General features: G+C 59.2%; 16 protein-coding genes, 1 tRNA gene and 3 pseudogenes. 12 read left to right on the plus strand and 8 right to left on the minus strand.

The genetic code is table 11. The features are described from left to right. Positions 1 to 91 precede the first annotated feature (91 nt). Positions 92 to 976, plus strand: a complete 885-nt coding sequence (locus tag V3314_RS20365) for a LysR family transcriptional regulator (protein WP_046614883.1) — start codon at positions 92 to 94, stop codon at positions 974 to 976. A gap of 1 nt (position 977) precedes the next feature. On the opposite strand, the gene V3314_RS20370 is transcribed toward V3314_RS20365, so the two are convergent. Beyond that, positions 978 to 1565 carry an ABATE domain-containing protein gene (locus tag V3314_RS20370; RefSeq protein ID WP_135002307.1) on the minus strand — a complete coding sequence of 196 codons (588 nt, stop codon included), beginning with the start codon at positions 1563 to 1565 and terminating at the stop codon, positions 978 to 980. 126 nt (positions 1566 to 1691) lie between these two features. On the opposite strand from V3314_RS20370, the gene V3314_RS20375 reads away from it, so the two are divergent. Together V3314_RS20375 and V3314_RS20380 are read left to right on the plus strand one after the other, a co-directional pair. After that, positions 1692 to 2573 (plus strand): alpha/beta hydrolase, encoded by an 882-nt coding sequence (locus V3314_RS20375; RefSeq protein ID WP_003290584.1) that lies wholly within the window; start codon positions 1692 to 1694, stop codon positions 2571 to 2573. Between the two features lie 64 nt (positions 2574 to 2637). Further along, positions 2638 to 3258 (plus strand): LysE family translocator, encoded by a 621-nt coding sequence (locus tag V3314_RS20380; RefSeq protein ID WP_338459569.1) that lies wholly within the window; start codon positions 2638 to 2640, stop codon positions 3256 to 3258. Between the two features lie 61 nt (positions 3259 to 3319). On the opposite strand, the gene V3314_RS20385 is transcribed toward V3314_RS20380, so the two are convergent. Then, positions 3320 to 3961, minus strand: a complete 642-nt coding sequence (locus V3314_RS20385) for an HD domain-containing protein (RefSeq protein WP_064303491.1) — start codon at positions 3959 to 3961, stop codon at positions 3320 to 3322. 175 nt (positions 3962 to 4136) lie between these two features. Here V3314_RS20385 and V3314_RS20390 point away from each other — a divergent pair, with 175 nt between their 5' ends. Next, positions 4137 to 5072, plus strand: a complete 936-nt coding sequence (locus V3314_RS20390) for a helix-turn-helix domain-containing protein (RefSeq protein WP_230386289.1) — start codon at positions 4137 to 4139, stop codon at positions 5070 to 5072. Positions 5073 to 5448: 376 nt separating this feature from the next. On the opposite strand, the pseudogene V3314_RS20395 reads toward V3314_RS20390, so the two are convergent. Both V3314_RS20395 and V3314_RS20400 read right to left on the minus strand, forming a co-directional pair. Then, positions 5449 to 5656: pseudogene (locus V3314_RS20395) on the minus strand (hypothetical protein). Beyond that, positions 5650 to 5848, minus strand: a pseudogene (locus tag V3314_RS20400) (DUF4113 domain-containing protein); the annotation flags it as partial. The pseudogenes V3314_RS20400 and V3314_RS20395, both read right to left, overlap by 7 nt. On the opposite strand from V3314_RS20400, the pseudogene V3314_RS20405 reads away from it, so the two are divergent. Then, positions 5841 to 5951, plus strand: a pseudogene (locus V3314_RS20405) (integrase); the annotation flags it as partial. The pseudogenes V3314_RS20400 and V3314_RS20405 sit on opposite strands and share 8 nt — an antisense overlap. Before the next feature lie 103 nt (positions 5952 to 6054). Here the strand turns inward: V3314_RS20405 and V3314_RS20410 are convergent. Together V3314_RS20410 and sohB are read right to left on the minus strand one after the other, a co-directional pair. Continuing rightward, positions 6055 to 6128, minus strand: a tRNA-Cys gene (locus V3314_RS20410). A gap of 154 nt (positions 6129 to 6282) precedes the next feature. Then, the gene (gene sohB, locus V3314_RS20415; RefSeq protein WP_023662815.1) at positions 6283 to 7302 is read right to left on the minus strand and encodes a protease SohB; all 1020 of its coding nucleotides are present in this window, start codon (positions 7300 to 7302) and stop codon (positions 6283 to 6285) included. Between the two features lie 197 nt (positions 7303 to 7499). Between sohB and V3314_RS20420 the strand changes: the two genes are divergently transcribed. From V3314_RS20420 to V3314_RS20435, 4 genes are all read left to right on the plus strand, one after another. Beyond that, on the plus strand, positions 7500 to 8210 hold the full coding sequence (locus V3314_RS20420) for a histidine phosphatase family protein (RefSeq protein WP_046614880.1): 711 nt from the start codon (positions 7500 to 7502) through the stop codon (positions 8208 to 8210). Between the two features lie 56 nt (positions 8211 to 8266). Further along, positions 8267 to 8584 (plus strand): SCP2 sterol-binding domain-containing protein, encoded by a 318-nt coding sequence (locus V3314_RS20425; RefSeq protein ID WP_046614879.1) that lies wholly within the window; start codon positions 8267 to 8269, stop codon positions 8582 to 8584. A 219-nt stretch (positions 8585 to 8803) separates the two neighbouring features. Next, entirely contained in the window at positions 8804 to 9871 is a 1068-nt protein-coding gene (locus V3314_RS20430; protein WP_046614878.1) for a phosphotransferase family protein, read from the plus strand. Between the two features lie 36 nt (positions 9872 to 9907). Next, positions 9908 to 10675 carry an SDR family oxidoreductase gene (locus tag V3314_RS20435; protein ID WP_338459570.1) on the plus strand — a complete coding sequence of 256 codons (768 nt, stop codon included), beginning with the start codon at positions 9908 to 9910 and terminating at the stop codon, positions 10673 to 10675. Here the strand turns inward: V3314_RS20435 and V3314_RS20440 are convergent, their stop codons facing one another. After that, complete coding sequence (locus tag V3314_RS20440; protein WP_196188008.1) at positions 10676 to 11497, minus strand: class I SAM-dependent methyltransferase; 822 nt, start codon at positions 11495 to 11497, stop codon at positions 10676 to 10678. A 185-nt stretch (positions 11498 to 11682) separates the two neighbouring features. Next, positions 11683 to 12033: a hypothetical protein gene (locus V3314_RS20445; RefSeq protein WP_085599328.1), complete on the minus strand. Its 351-nt coding sequence runs from the start codon at positions 12031 to 12033 to the stop codon at positions 11683 to 11685. A gap of 114 nt (positions 12034 to 12147) precedes the next feature. Here V3314_RS20445 and V3314_RS20450 point away from each other — a divergent pair, with 114 nt between their 5' ends. The 3 genes from V3314_RS20450 to V3314_RS20460 all read left to right on the plus strand — a co-directional run bounded on the left by V3314_RS20450 (position 12148) and on the right by V3314_RS20460 (position 13217). Continuing rightward, complete coding sequence (locus V3314_RS20450) at positions 12148 to 12438, plus strand: RcnB family protein (RefSeq protein ID WP_046614874.1); 291 nt, start codon at positions 12148 to 12150, stop codon at positions 12436 to 12438. A gap of 126 nt (positions 12439 to 12564) precedes the next feature. Then, the gene (locus V3314_RS20455; RefSeq protein WP_003257401.1) at positions 12565 to 12756 is read left to right on the plus strand and encodes a hypothetical protein; all 192 of its coding nucleotides are present in this window, start codon (positions 12565 to 12567) and stop codon (positions 12754 to 12756) included. A gap of 74 nt (positions 12757 to 12830) precedes the next feature. After that, a complete protein-coding gene (locus V3314_RS20460) occupies positions 12831 to 13217 on the plus strand; it encodes a glycine zipper domain-containing protein (RefSeq protein ID WP_046614872.1) in 387 nt (128 codons plus the stop codon). The last annotated feature ends 55 nt before the right edge of the window (positions 13218 to 13272 follow it).

A 13272-nucleotide genomic window follows, 5' to 3' on the forward strand; every position in this document is an offset into this window, starting at 1 on the left:
TCTCGTCAGGCCCTACCATGAGCTTGACTTACTATCTCCCATGGAGAATATTTCTTGCAATACGTTCTCCGCAAGAGATTTGAGGTGATTGATGGATCTGGCGGTATTGGAAATTTTTCGTGCTGTAGCGGAAGCGCAAAGCGTGACGCGAGCGGCCGCGGCCCTTAATCGCGTGCAGTCGAACGTCACGACCAGGATCCGGCAGCTTGAGGACGAACTGGGTGTTGAGCTTTTCCTGCGTGATGGAAAACGCATGAAACTGTCCGAGCGGGGCCAGGAGTTCCTTGTCTACGCTCAGCAGATTCTTGCGCTCACAGAACAAGCGAAGCAGTCCATGCATCCCGATCGCCCGGCTGGCCTACTGCGCCTGGGGACAATGGAAAGTACTGCTGCCAGTCGCCTGCCACAGAAACTGGCTCGCTTTCACCGCGAGCATCCAGAGGTGGAGTTGACCGTTACAACCGGACCGACGGGGCGAATGCTTGATGCTGTGATGGAGCGGCGTGTGGATTGTGCGTTGGTCGCACAACCCTCTTCCCTCAAGGATGGGCGTTGGGAAGCAGAGCCGTTCCCGCCTGAAATTGAGAGCCTCCCAGTCTTCACCGAAGAACTCGTATTGGTGTTGCCTGAAGGTCATCCGGTAGTGAATGGGCCCGATGATGTGTCGTTGACGACACTAGGCGGTTTCGCCTCCAGCTGTTCATACCGCCAAATCGCCGAGCAGTGGTTCAACAGCGGGAATGGGCGGCCTTTTCGAACTTTGAAGGTGCAGGAACTAGGGTCGTATCACGGGATATTGGCATGTGTGACGGCCGGGTCGTGCTTTGGCATCGTGCCGCGTTCTGTACTAGAACTGATTGGCGGCACGACGAACCTGACGCTGCATCCGATTATGCAGATTGATACCCAGTTGGTTTGCCGTGCTGGCTACAACACCCCGGCCTTCAAATCGTTGCGAGACCTGCTGCTGAGCTGATTCATCCCGCTTGGCCTTGGCGGCGTTTTCGGAACTCAGCCACCTTATGACGGTTCCCGCACAAGGCCATGCTGCACCAGCGTCGCTTATGAGATTTGGTTCGGTCATAGAACATGAGTGAACAGTCCGGGCTCTCGCATTTCCTGACAAGACTGAAATCACCTTCTGCCAGCAGCTCTGCTGCTGAGTACGCCAACCTGGCGAGCTGGCGGCTGGATTCATCTTTGTGATGAAAACGGTCCAGCTCTGGTTGGTGAGCACCCCATATCAACTGCGGTACGGCATCACGCAAGAAACTGTTGAGCACCGAAGGGTCGGCGTCGCGTTCTTCGCGCCGTGCATGAACAAGGACTTCAACCGCATCCCGCAGAGTGCGGAGGTTCGATAGGAGCACTCCGCCTTTCGCTGACGGTAAAGATGCAGGACCAAATCCAGCTTGAGCCAGCCATGTAAAGGCTTGCTCATCACTGTTCAAAAGGTCCGTCTTTTGTCCGTCCACCATCATCACAGTATTGAGAAGGTCGAGCGCCGGGTGGTCTGCCAGCACGTAGGGCGCCGGAAGGTTAGCTGCAGGATTAGGGGGGGTCATAAGGCCTCCTTTGGGTGTCTTCAGTGATTGTAACCTATAAAAAAGATTTGACTAGTTACAAAAGCTGTGCAAAATGAAGCCACGTAACCGCTAAAACCAACCAAACCAGTTACAGGAGCTAAAGCAATGACCCAGTCCAAGCACACCAATGTCGCTTTCAAATTCGCCGAAGCTGATGGCGTCCGTGTCTTCTATCGAGAGGCCGGTGCTCCTGACGCTCCTGTCCTCCTTCTTTTGCACGGCTTCCCGAGCTCATCGCACCAGTTCCGTGATCTGATCCCTCTGCTGGCATCCCGTTATCGGATCATTGCTCCCGATCTGCCTGGCTTCGGCTTCACCGAAGTCCCAGCCGAGCGGGAGTACGTATACACCTTCGATGCGATCGGTAAGACGATCGGCGATTTCGTCGAGAAGCTGGGCCTCAAGCGCTACGCGATGTACTTCTTCGACTACGGTGCGCCGACTGGCTTGCGCTTGGCTCTTGCACATCCGGAACGTGTCAGTGCGATCATTTCCCAGAACGGCAATGCTTACCTGGAGGGTCTTGGAGAGGCTTGGGCACCGATCCGTAAGTACTGGGAAGATGGCCTGCCGGAAAGCCGCCAAGTCATCAACGATGCAATTCTGCATCTGGAGGGGACCCGCTGGCAGTATGTGGAGGGGGTAAGTGATCCTAGCCAAATTGCCCCTGAGTCTTACTACCTCGATGCCCTTCTGCTTGAGCGGCCGGGCAACAAAGAGATTCAGCTCGACTTGTTCTATGACTATCAGAACAACCTGAAGCTGTATCCTGAATTCCAGCAGTTCTTCCGAACCACGAAGGTGCCGACCCTGGCGATCTGGGGCAAGGGTGATCCTTTCTTCATCCCACCAGGAGCCGAAGCCTTCAAGCGGGACAACCCGAATGCCGTCGTCGAGCTGTTGGATACCGGGCATTTCGCACTGGAGACGCACGTCCAGTACATCGCTGACCGGATCGTCGAAGTGCTGGGCGACTCGATCAACTGATTGATCCCTAAAACGCCACGAACCTTGTTCGTGGCGTTTTCATTTGTGAATAAAGCTATCGCCCATGGACATCATCAATTTTCCCTTTTTTGCCGCCGCTGTCATCGCACTCCATGCCACCCCAGGGCCCGACACAGCCTATGTTGTCGGACGCACCCTTGCCCATGGTAGGGGGGCTGGCCTCATCTCGGCGTTAGGTATAACGGCGGGTTGTCTGGTTCACACGCTTGCTAGCACTTTAGGATTCAGTGCACTGATCGCGGCGGTTCCAGCCGCATTTGATTCTGTGCGTATTCTCGGTGCCTTGTACCTCGCTTATCAGGGCGTCAGGCTGATACTCAGCAAGCCGTCGGTTTCAGCGGAGGGCGGTGGGTTACACGCTTCGCTTTCATATCGCAGGTTGTTCACACAGGCCTTCCTCACAAACGTCCTGAATCCGAAAGTGATCCTGTTCTACCTCGCATTCTTTCCTCAATTTGTCGATCCTGAGGGTGTTCATAAGCCCGCGGCATATCTAGTGCTTGGAATTTATTTCGCAGTTACTGCAGGTATCTGGGCGAGTGGTGTCGTGTGGTTTGCTGGTGCCTTGGGACGGAAACTGAAGACAAGCCAGACCAAGGCACTGCTGCTTAATCGCGCTATAGGGGCATTGTTCGTTGGGCTAGGAGCTAAGCTACTCGCCTGATCGTTGTTGCCAAGATTTCGCCTTAGTCAAACGAAGGGGCCGCAAATGCGGCCCCTTTCATTTAGCTTGGCCAGCAGGACTGGCGAATGATGCTGCAGAAGTTACCAGGCTGGAAGCCAGGCTCCTTGTCGGCGATCACATCAGCCTTGACGTTGCCGAATGTCGTATGCGGCTTGTGGCGGATGCCGTTGTAGAACGTCTGGATAATCGCTTCTTTGAATTGATCGCCACGAGGATGTGCAAGAACGACGGCGTCCCGGTCGTCAGCGCTGAGTCCTTCATGGTGCAACCCGAGAACATCGGTCTCCACTCCAGCAGTGACCAATGCAATGAGCGGGTGCATATGTTCCGGAATGCCTGGAGTGGTGTGAAGTGCAATTGCAGTCCATACGCGCTCTATGTCGCGCTCGTTGACGCCATGACCTTCCAGGAAATCACGCGCAGCATTCGCTCCATCGACCTCGAAACGGCAGCAATCGCTGCTGTGCTGGTGGGTAAGGCCCATGTCATGGAACATGCAGCCAGCGTAGAGAAGCTCGTCGTCGTACTTCAGGCCCAGTCGCTTACCGGCGAGCGATGCGAAATAAAAGACCCGGCTCGAATGATGGAAAAGGAGGGGCGAAGCGGTGTCCCGAACCAGCTCGGTGATTTCTCGGGCCATCGAACTGTCAGGCACGTGAATGCCAGCAATAGCGTTAGTCATCTTGAGATCCTAGGAGGGTGAGTGAGGACTCCAGTCTGAGTGCCACACTAAATGTCATCAATTGACTTGTTACGTCATATTCTGCCATTGTCAGCCGGTATCGGACCTGGGCGCCCTGCCCACGCTTTTAGGAGCCGTCATGCCTCGCCCCCAAATAACTCTCGCCATCCTGGGCATGCCAGGGGTTCAGCTTCTCGACGCTTGCGGCCCGTTGGACGTCTTCGCGGAAGCCAACCGGCAAGCTGGGTATCAAGCCTATCGATTGCTTCTGCTCGCTTGTGAACCTGGACCGTTGGTGAGCTCTTCGGGGACCCGGTTAATTCCTGATGCTTGGATCGGAGAGGAGATTGATGCAATTGATACCTTGCTGATAGCCGGAACCCCTCAAGCCGCCGATCAGTACCTTCGATCAGGGATTCTGGATTGGCTCCGTCAGCGTGCTCCGATGAGCAGGCGCTTCGGTTCTGTGTGCACTGGCGCATTTGCGCTTGCAGCTGCGGGGTTACTTGATGGCCGCCGGGTCACTACCCACTGGGCTGTGGCGCAGCCTCTCTCTGAGAGATACCCCCAAGTCACCGTGGAGGCGGATGCCATCCAGGTTCATGATGGAAACTTGAGGACAGCTGCGGGTGTAACGGCTGGGCTGGACCTTGCGCTTACGTTGGTACAGGAGGATTTGGGCGATGAGATTGCGAAGGACGTAGCAGGCCACCTGGTCATGTACTTCAAAAGAACCGGTGGGCAGATGCAGTTCAGTCGCCAAGGATCTACCTCACCCACAGGGCGCTCTGCTCTACAGGCGTTGCAGCGGTATGTCGCTGCCAATCCGGCTCTGGATCATGGGGTTGCGAATCTGGCAGAGCGTATGGGCGTAAGCCCTAGGCATTTCGCCCGGATCTTTCGAAATGATGTGGGCATGACGCCGGCAGCGTGGGTGGAACAGACGAGGGTGAATGCTGCTCGCGAACGGCTGGAGGCTGGAAATGACGCGCCTAAGCAGGTAGCTGCCATGTGTGGATTTGCTAACGCAGACACATTGCGCCGAGCTTTCGTCCGTCATATGGGCGTTACCCCTGCGGAATACCGCAAACGCTATACGCGACCTTGTTGAGAACAGGGAACCGTTTGATAAAAGGCTCAAAGTCAGTTGCTGCCAAAGGAATACTGCCAAAGCCTAGCGATGTTGAATGGACGTCTGCCCACTGCTGAGCGGCCGCTATGGGTCGATAGCGGCCTGTCACGTAAGGCAGCTTTCGACCCGGAGCGAACACTGATCCAGAGCTCTTTTGTCAGTGCAGGCCTCATCGCCGGCAAGCCAGCTCCCACAGGAACATCACCAGCCTTCAGGCATGCGCTGTACCTGTGGGAGCCGCGCTTGCCGGCGATGGTCGCGAAGCGGCCCCGGCTACAGATGTTCGCTCTGGGTCGAAATCAGCCATTCACGACCGGCAACTAACGCTCCCTAGCCGCTGGGAGCATCGAGCGGCTCAAGCTGCCCCTTCATCCTCAATCAGCGGCCACAGCCTAGCCGCCTCGGCAAACTCCAGCATGTCGGCCAACTGCCCCGCATCAACGTCCCCGCGTCGGTGCGGAAATCGCGAGCTCGGTAAGCATCCCGGCTCGGCCATCCGGATCGGCTATCAGAGCGGGCTGATCATTGAGTTGGGCCAGACAGGCCGATGGCAGGCTTAACATTTGACGGTCCACGTTGATTGTTCCGCGTTGCATAGGATTGGCTCATCGTTTCCCTCCCCATCCCCCAGTCCGGTGTCGCCGGCACGATGGCGGCTCGCATCGTCCCCCTCCCCAGCGCACATTTATGTCGTCCACCATCTGCATCAGCCGGTCATAGGCAGCCGATTGCTTGAGCGCGAACAAATCCTCTGAAACTCACGATCTGAGCGATGCGAGCGTGCTGCTGGGACACTCGAAAGAGGGAATCACCGAGCGCCTTTACCGCCGCGTCGGCGCTATCGCCAAGCGCTCGAAAGGTTTAAGTTTCGGAACTCCATGCCTTTTATTTCGAAACACTTGGATTTTTTTACCCACAAAGAAAAACCCCGCAGACGTCAATCTGCGGGGCTTTCGAATGGTGGAGGCCGAGGTCGGAATCGAACCGGCGTAGACGGATTTGCAATCCGGAGCATAACCACTTTGCTACTCGGCCTCAAAGGTCGGATCTAGCAGCTTGCGCTTCGCTATCTCCTTGAAACGCTGAACCTTTTTCAAAGTTTGCTGCGTTTCGATGGGCGCCATTATGTCTTCATTCCTTTAACCTTGCAACCCCCTGAACGAAAAAAAATTTCAACGGGTTCAAGGTGTTAGCGCAGGCGGCCGAGTTTACTCCACAAGCCCACCACTGTGTTCTCCACGGTGCCACTGGCAGCCATGCCGATTCGCTCCTGCAGGCTCTTGCGTTCGGCGTAGTGCAAATGGAACAGGTTGGCGTTGCGCGCGCGTTCGCTGAGGTACTCGTCGCTGGTCTGCAGCTCGTCCACCAGCTTGCGGTTGAGTGCCGCAACGCCCAGCCAGACTTCGCCGGTGGCCACTTCGTCGATATGCAGCTGCGGGCGATAGCGGGCAACGAAGTCCTTGAACAGCTGGTGGGTGATGTCCAGGTCTTCCTGGAACTTCTCCCGGCCCTTCTCGGTGTTCTCGCCGAACACCGTCAGGGTGCGCTTGTATTCACCGGCGGTCAGCACTTCGAAATCGATGTCGTGCTTCTTCAGCAGGCGGTTCACGTTGGGCAGTTGCGCCACCACGCCGATGGAACCCAGTACGGCGAACGGTGCGCTGACGATCTTCTCGCCGATGCAGGCCATCATGTAGCCGCCGCTGGCGGCCACCTTGTCGATGCACACGGTCAACGGGATGCCGGCCTGACGAATGCGCGCCAGCTGCGATGCGGCCAGGCCGTAGCTGTGCACCAGGCCGCCACCGCTTTCCAGGCGCAGCACAACTTCGTCACGCGGGGTGGCGAGGGTCAGCAGCGCGGTGATTTCGTTGCGCAGGCTTTCGGTGGCAGAAGCTTTGATGTCGCCATCGAAGTCCAGCACGAAGACCCGGCCCTTTTCCTCGGCCTTGCCCTTCTTCTGCCGCTTTTCCGCCTTGGCCTGCTGCTTGCGCAAGGCCTTGAGCTGGGCCTTGTCGAGCAGGCCGGATTCCAGGCGCTCGCGCAGGTCCTTGTAGAACTCGTTCAGGCGAGTGACCTGCAATTGCCCACCCGATTTGCGCCGCCCCTTGCCGCGCAGCCCGGCGATAGCCGACAGCACTATCAGGATGGCGATGACCAGGGTGGCGGTTTTGGCGAGAAAGCTTGCGTATTCAGCAAGAAACTCCACATTGACTCCTTAAAGACATGCGCCACTACGGCGCGTAACTGTAGCAAGCATACCGTTGCGCCTGAGGTGCTGCCAGCCGTGGCAAACGCTGGCAACACCTTTCAAACAACCTTTTCAAACGCTTGTATGTTTTTTCGTTGACAGCCCGTGTGCCGCATCCTAACCTCGCAGCAACCTCCAACAGGCCGGAACCTTTCGTGGGCAATCTCTACCTGATACGACATGGCCAAGCCTCCTTCGGCGCCGATGACTACGATGTCCTCTCGCCCGTGGGCGTGCGCCAGAGCCAGGCCCTGGGTGAGCACCTGGCCCAGCTCGGTTTGCGGCTGGACCGCTGCGTGGCAGGCGATCTGCGCCGACAGCAGGATACCGCGCGCCTGGCCCTGGAAGCGTTGCGCGCCAATGGCTGCCCGGTGCCGGCTGTTGAGACCGATACAGCATTCAATGAGTTCGATGCCGATGGGGTGATCCGTGCGCTGTTACCAGGGCTGCTGCCGCAGGAGCCCGACGCCCTGCACATCCTGCGCAATGGCGCGCAGCACCGCAGCGAGTTCCAGCGCCTTTTCGCACTGATGGTGCAGCGCTGGCACGATGGCGAACATGCCGACGATGGCCTGGAGACCTGGCAGGCGTTCACCGCTCGGGTGCAAGGCGGCCTGCAGCGTGTACTGGATGCCGCCGGTAGCGGCGACAATATCGCCATCTTCACCTCGGGCGGCACCATTGCCGCCCTGCTCCACCTGGTTACCCGTATTACCCCCGGCCAGGCGTTCGCGCTGAACTGGCAGATCATCAACACGTCGCTCAGCCAGCTGAAGTTCCGCGGCCGCGACGTGGCACTGGCCTCCTTCAACAGCCAGGCCCATGTGCAGCTGTTGAGGGCGCCGGAGCTTGTCACCTATCGATGAGCCCGGCTTGTTGTGTCCCTGCGGGGACGTGTAAATCACTCTATAAGGAATGCGCCATGACCTCCGTAGCTGATGCCGTTAAAAAGATGCAAGAGAAGTTCAACCCATCCGCTGCCGCCGGCCTGGACCTGGTGTTCGGCTTCAACATCACCGACGAAGGCAAGCACTACGCACTGATCGTGAAGGATGGCACCTGCGACCTGCAGGAAGGCGAAAACCCGGATGCCAACTGCACCCTGGTGATGGACAGCGAAACCCTGAAGGGTATCGTCAGCGGCGAAACCGATGGCATGCAGGCATTCATGGGCGGCAAGCTGCGCGTCGAAGGTGACATGATGCTGTCGATGAAGCTCAGCGAGCTGTTCCCGTCCTGAGGGCTGGAAATAGCGGATGATCGAAAAACCGAAGCCTGACCGGCTTCGGTTTTTTTTTGCCCGCCTGTTCGGGCCCTATGCCGGCAAGCCAGTCGCCTTATCAAGGCAGTTGATCAGGCAGCAACACCCTCACCTATATGCCATCTGGCACGCTTGTCCCATCACCGGCCGACCATTAGATTAGCCAATAGTCCTTGCGATCGAGAATAAGGAAAACGCATGACGCTCACCGACCAGTCCACCCAGGTACGCCCCGGCGAAGAACTCGACGCGGCTGTCATCGACCCTTACCTAAAGGCCAATATCCCCGGCCTGGATGGCCTGCCGAGCATCAGCCAGTTCCCTGGCGGCGCCTCCAACCTCACCTACCTGGTCAGCTACCCAGGCCGCGACTTCGTGCTGCGCCGTCCGCCGTTCGGGCAGAAGGCCAAGTCGGCCCATGACATGGGCCGCGAGTTTCGCATCCTGAACCAACTGAACAGCGGCTTCCCCTACTGCCCCAAGGCCTATGTGCATTGCACCGACAGCAGCCTTATCGGCGGCGAGTTCTATGTGATGGAGCGGGTCAAGGGCATCATCCTGCGCTCCGACATCCCAGCCGAACTGGACCTTGACGCCAACCGCACCGAAGCCCTGTGCAAGAGCTTCATCGACCGGCTGGTGGAACTGCACCAGGTGGACTACAACGCCTGCGGCCTGGCCGACCTGGGCAAACCGGAAGGCTATGTGCAGCGCCAGATCGAGGGCTGGACCAGCCGCTATGAAAAGGCCCTGACCCCCGACGCCCCGCGCTGGGAACAGGTGACCGCCTGGCTGCACGAGAAAATGCCCGCCGACCACCCGCGGCCCGGCATCGTGCACAACGACTACCGTTTCGACAATGTGATCCTCGATGCCGGCAACCCCATGCGCATCATCGGTGTGCTGGACTGGGAAATGGCCACCCTCGGCGACCCGCTGATGGACCTGGGCAACAGCCTGGCCTACTGGATCGAGGCCGACGACCCGGCGCCGGTGCAGCTGATGCGTCGCCAGCCGAGCAACGCGCCGGGCATGCTCACCCGCCGCCAGTTCGTCGATTACTACGCCGAGCGCGCCGGCATCCGCCTGGACAACTTCGATTACTACTATTGCTATGGCCTGTTCCGCCTGGCCGGCATCGTCCAGCAGATCTACTACCGCTATTACCACGGCCAGACCCAGGACAAGCGCTTCGCCCAGTTCATCCACATGAACCGCTTGCTGGAACAGATGACCTTGCAGGTCATTGCCAAGTCCAGCCTCTGAGCCCCGACCTCGACGACGGATAACAAGGAAAAAAACATGTCCAAGACCCACCTGTTCGACCTCGACGGCAAGATTGCCTTCGTTTCCGGCGCCAGCCGTGGCATCGGCGAGGCCATCGCCCACCTGTTGGCCCAGCAAGGCGCCCACGTGATCGTGTCCAGCCGCAAGCTCGACGGTTGCCAGCAGGTGGCCGAAGCCATCATCGCCGCCGGCGGCAAGGCAACGGCAGTGGCTTGCCACATTGGTGAACTGGAGCAGATCCAGCATGTGTTTGCCGTCATCCGCGAACAGTTCGGGCGGCTCGACATCCTGGTCAACAATGCAGCTACCAACCCACAGTTCTGCAACGTGCTGGATACCGACCCGGGTGCTTTCCAGAAGACCGTGGACGTGAACATCCGTGGCTACTTCTTCATGTCAGTCGAGGCCGGCAAGCTGATGCGCGAACAAGGCGGCGGCAGCATCATCAACGTGGCGTCGATCAACGGGGTTTCACCCGGCCTGTTCCAGGGCATCTATTCGGTGACCAAGGCGGCGGTCATCAACATGACCAAGGTCTTCGCCAAGGAGTGCGCGCCGTTCGGTATTCGCTGCAACGCCCTGCTGCCGGGCCTGACCGACACCAAGTTCGCTTCGGCACTGGTGAAGAACGACGCCATTCTCAATGCCGCGCTGCAGCATATCCCGCTCAAGCGCGTGGCCGACCCCAAGGAAATGGCCGGTGCCGTGTTGTACCTGGCCAGCGATGCTTCCAGCTACACCACCGGTACCGCGCTCAATGTCGACGGTGGCTACCTGTCCTGATCAGACTTTTACTGCCACCAGGGTGTAGCTCAGGGGCAGGCGTGCGGGCTGCTCGCGCAGGCGATATTCACCGTCATCGCCCTTGACCATCTGCCCCGGCAGCGCCTCCCAGGGGATGCTCTGGTGCTCGACCAGGGCGGTCAGCTGCAGGCCGTGGGCCAGCAAGGCGCTGATCACCTCGCCCAGGCCGTGGTTCCACTCATGGGTTTCGGTGTGGGAAAGGCGTTGCTCGGTTTCGACGTAGGTCTGGTCGTTGTGCCACACCGTCGGTTCTTCGTGCTCGAAATACGGGTATTCGAGTTGCAGGCGGTCCTGGTGGTCTTCGTTGACCGCCATCAGCATCGGGTGCCCATCGCGCAGGAACAACCGCCCGCCGGGCTTCAGCAGGGCTGCGACCGTACGCGCCCACGGCTCGATGCGAGGCAGCCAGCAGAGCGCGCCAATACCGGTGTAGACCAGGTCGAACGTGTCAGCCGGCAGCACCTTGTCGGCGGCGTAGACATCGGACTCGACATACGCGATGGGTGCCGCACAGCGCTGGGCCAACGCACGCGCCTCGGCCAGCGAAGCCGCGGAATAGTCCAGGCCACAGACCTTGGCGCCAAGGCGCGCCAGCGAGAGGGTATCGGTGCCGATATGGCACTGCAGGTGGACGACGTTGAGCCCGTCGATATTGCCGAGCAATGGCAGGTCGAAGCGTACGGTGTCGGAAAGGTGCTCGGGATGCTGGACGAGCCGTTCGACTTCATAGTCGTTGGAAGCAGCGTGCAGCGGGGCACGTTCATCCCAGCTGGCGCGGTTGAGTTGCAATGAGCGGTCCATGGTGTCTTCCTTGATTCGTGGGGGCTCATGCTAGCCCCCACCAATCTCCCTGCGACAGGACTGCATTGCTAAAAATTGTAAAGCTGGTGCGTTCACTGTGGGAGCGGGTTTACCCGCGAATGCGGTGTTGATGTACCGACGCATTTGCGGGTGAACCCGCTCCCACAGGGGAATGTGTTTTGACGTTACAGGCAGGTCGCCGCCGCCGCCCGGCGCTGCAGGGCCACACCGTCGTTCTTCTGCGCGTAGTAATCCACCCGCGCCCCACCCGCCTGCGGGTACACATCCACGAATGCCTCCGCCTCACGGGTATATACCGTGAAGCCCCCCTGCTTGCGTGGTTCCAGATAACCACTGGCGTCGTCTCCGAACACCTTCTCTTCCTGCCAGCTGAACTGGATGCACTGGGCCACCAGTTCCGGCGCCTTGTGCGAGTCGAGCTGCGCGGTCGGCTTGCCGCCGCGGGCCGTTTCCATGGTCGCAGAAGCACAACCGACCAGCATCAGCGCCACGGCCATCGGCAGAATCGCACGCATGTTCCATCCTCAGGGTAAAAAAGAAGGCGACTCTAGCACTGGCAAGCATCGAGAGTGAATTGTCGCGCGCAGGAGGCTGTCGCAGATAAGGCATTCCGTCACAAGGAGATCGTCATGAAATTGCACTACCTGCTGTTCGCCGCCCTTACCTGCCTGCCTCTCGCTGCTACCGCAGCTCCCTCCAGCGAAGAAAGCATCACCGCGCCAGAAACCCACAACCGCGAACTCAAGGTCGGCGACAAGGCACCGGACCAATACAAACGGGATGACCAGGCAATCAAGGACTGGAAAGCCAAGGGCCTGCCCGCACCGGAAAAGGAAAGCCACTGGGTAAACATGGGGGGGCGCTACGTGCTGGTGCAGATCACCAACGGCGTGGTTCTGGCGATTCAGCCAACCCACTGATTCCAAACTCTGCCCGCCGCTCATCGCTGGCACGACAAATTTTTGCCTGCCAGCGAAACCAAATGGATCCTTTCCAGTCTCAGAAGGTGTGCCGTAAACCTTTGCGGATCAAGGACCTATATCGTGATGACCCGTCTTGCAAGCCTTTCGCTGATTGCCGTTGTCCTGCTGACCGCAGGGTGCCATAGCCATCGCTATCATGACGACGACGATGGCTGGCGTGACCGTGATCGTGACCATCGCCACCACCATCGGCATGACCGTGACGACGATGATGATGACTATCGTCGCTATCGTGGTGACCGCTATTACCGCTGAAGCGTCTTTTTCAACCCTGGCCAGCCGCCCGTTGCGCGGCACCTTAACCTGATGATTCCTTTGAGGTTCGTATCATGCGTCTGACTCTGCCTTCCCTTGCCCTCGGCCTGCTGCTGTGCCAGGGCGCTTTCGCCGGTGACGGTACCGCCGCCATTGGCGGTGGCCTGGGTGGTGTTCTGGGTAACGTTGTCGGTCAACAGATCGGCGGCAAGACGGGGGCGGCCATCGGCGCCGGCCTCGGCGGCGCAGCCGGCAGTGCGGTAGGTGCACGCAAGGGCAACCGTACCGAAGCAGCCATCGGCGGTGGCCTGGGTTCGGCCGGCGGTTCGCTGCTGGGCGGCGCGGTAGGCGGCAGGACCGGCTCCACCGTGGGTGCCGGCCTGGGTGGCGCAGCCGGTGGTGCCATCGGCAACCACCTGGGCGACAACAATGGCAAGCACCGTCACCGCCACCGTCACTGATCGGGTGACTCCGGGGCTGCTGTGCAGCCCCTTTTCTTGCAGCACATCAACACCT

It is taken from the genome of Pseudomonas sp. TE3-3-F2023 (assembly GCF_036784815.1).
Taxonomy (GTDB): domain Bacteria; phylum Pseudomonadota; class Gammaproteobacteria; order Pseudomonadales; family Pseudomonadaceae; genus Aquipseudomonas; species Aquipseudomonas pudica.

Bases quoted from the DNA above. Each gene is read 5' to 3' on its own strand.
- V3314_RS20460 (WP_046614872.1), top strand. From the start codon at position 12,831: ATGCGTCTGACTCTGCCTTCCCTTGCCCTCGGCCTGCTGCTGTGCCAG.
- V3314_RS20385 (WP_064303491.1), bottom strand. From the start codon at position 3,961: ATGACTAACGCTATTGCTGGCATTCACGTGCCTGACAGTTCGATGGCC.
- V3314_RS20380 (WP_338459569.1), top strand. From the start codon at position 2,638: ATGGACATCATCAATTTTCCCTTTTTTGCCGCCGCTGTCATCGCACTC.
- V3314_RS20375 (WP_003290584.1), top strand. From the start codon at position 1,692: ATGACCCAGTCCAAGCACACCAATGTCGCTTTCAAATTCGCCGAAGCT.
- V3314_RS20430 (WP_046614878.1), top strand. From the start codon at position 8,804: ATGACGCTCACCGACCAGTCCACCCAGGTACGCCCCGGCGAAGAACTC.
- V3314_RS20435 (WP_338459570.1), top strand. From the start codon at position 9,908: ATGTCCAAGACCCACCTGTTCGACCTCGACGGCAAGATTGCCTTCGTT.
- V3314_RS20390 (WP_230386289.1), top strand. From the start codon at position 4,137: ATGCCAGGGGTTCAGCTTCTCGACGCTTGCGGCCCGTTGGACGTCTTC.
- V3314_RS20365 (WP_046614883.1), top strand. From the start codon at position 92: ATGGATCTGGCGGTATTGGAAATTTTTCGTGCTGTAGCGGAAGCGCAA.
- V3314_RS20445 (WP_085599328.1), bottom strand. From the start codon at position 12,033: ATGCGTGCGATTCTGCCGATGGCCGTGGCGCTGATGCTGGTCGGTTGT.
- V3314_RS20440 (WP_196188008.1), bottom strand. From the start codon at position 11,497: ATGGACCGCTCATTGCAACTCAACCGCGCCAGCTGGGATGAACGTGCC.
- V3314_RS20425 (WP_046614879.1), top strand. From the start codon at position 8,267: ATGACCTCCGTAGCTGATGCCGTTAAAAAGATGCAAGAGAAGTTCAAC.
- V3314_RS20370 (WP_135002307.1), bottom strand. From the start codon at position 1,565: ATGACCCCCCCTAATCCTGCAGCTAACCTTCCGGCGCCCTACGTGCTG.
- V3314_RS20455 (WP_003257401.1), top strand. From the start codon at position 12,565: ATGACCCGTCTTGCAAGCCTTTCGCTGATTGCCGTTGTCCTGCTGACC.
- V3314_RS20450 (WP_046614874.1), top strand. From the start codon at position 12,148: ATGAAATTGCACTACCTGCTGTTCGCCGCCCTTACCTGCCTGCCTCTC.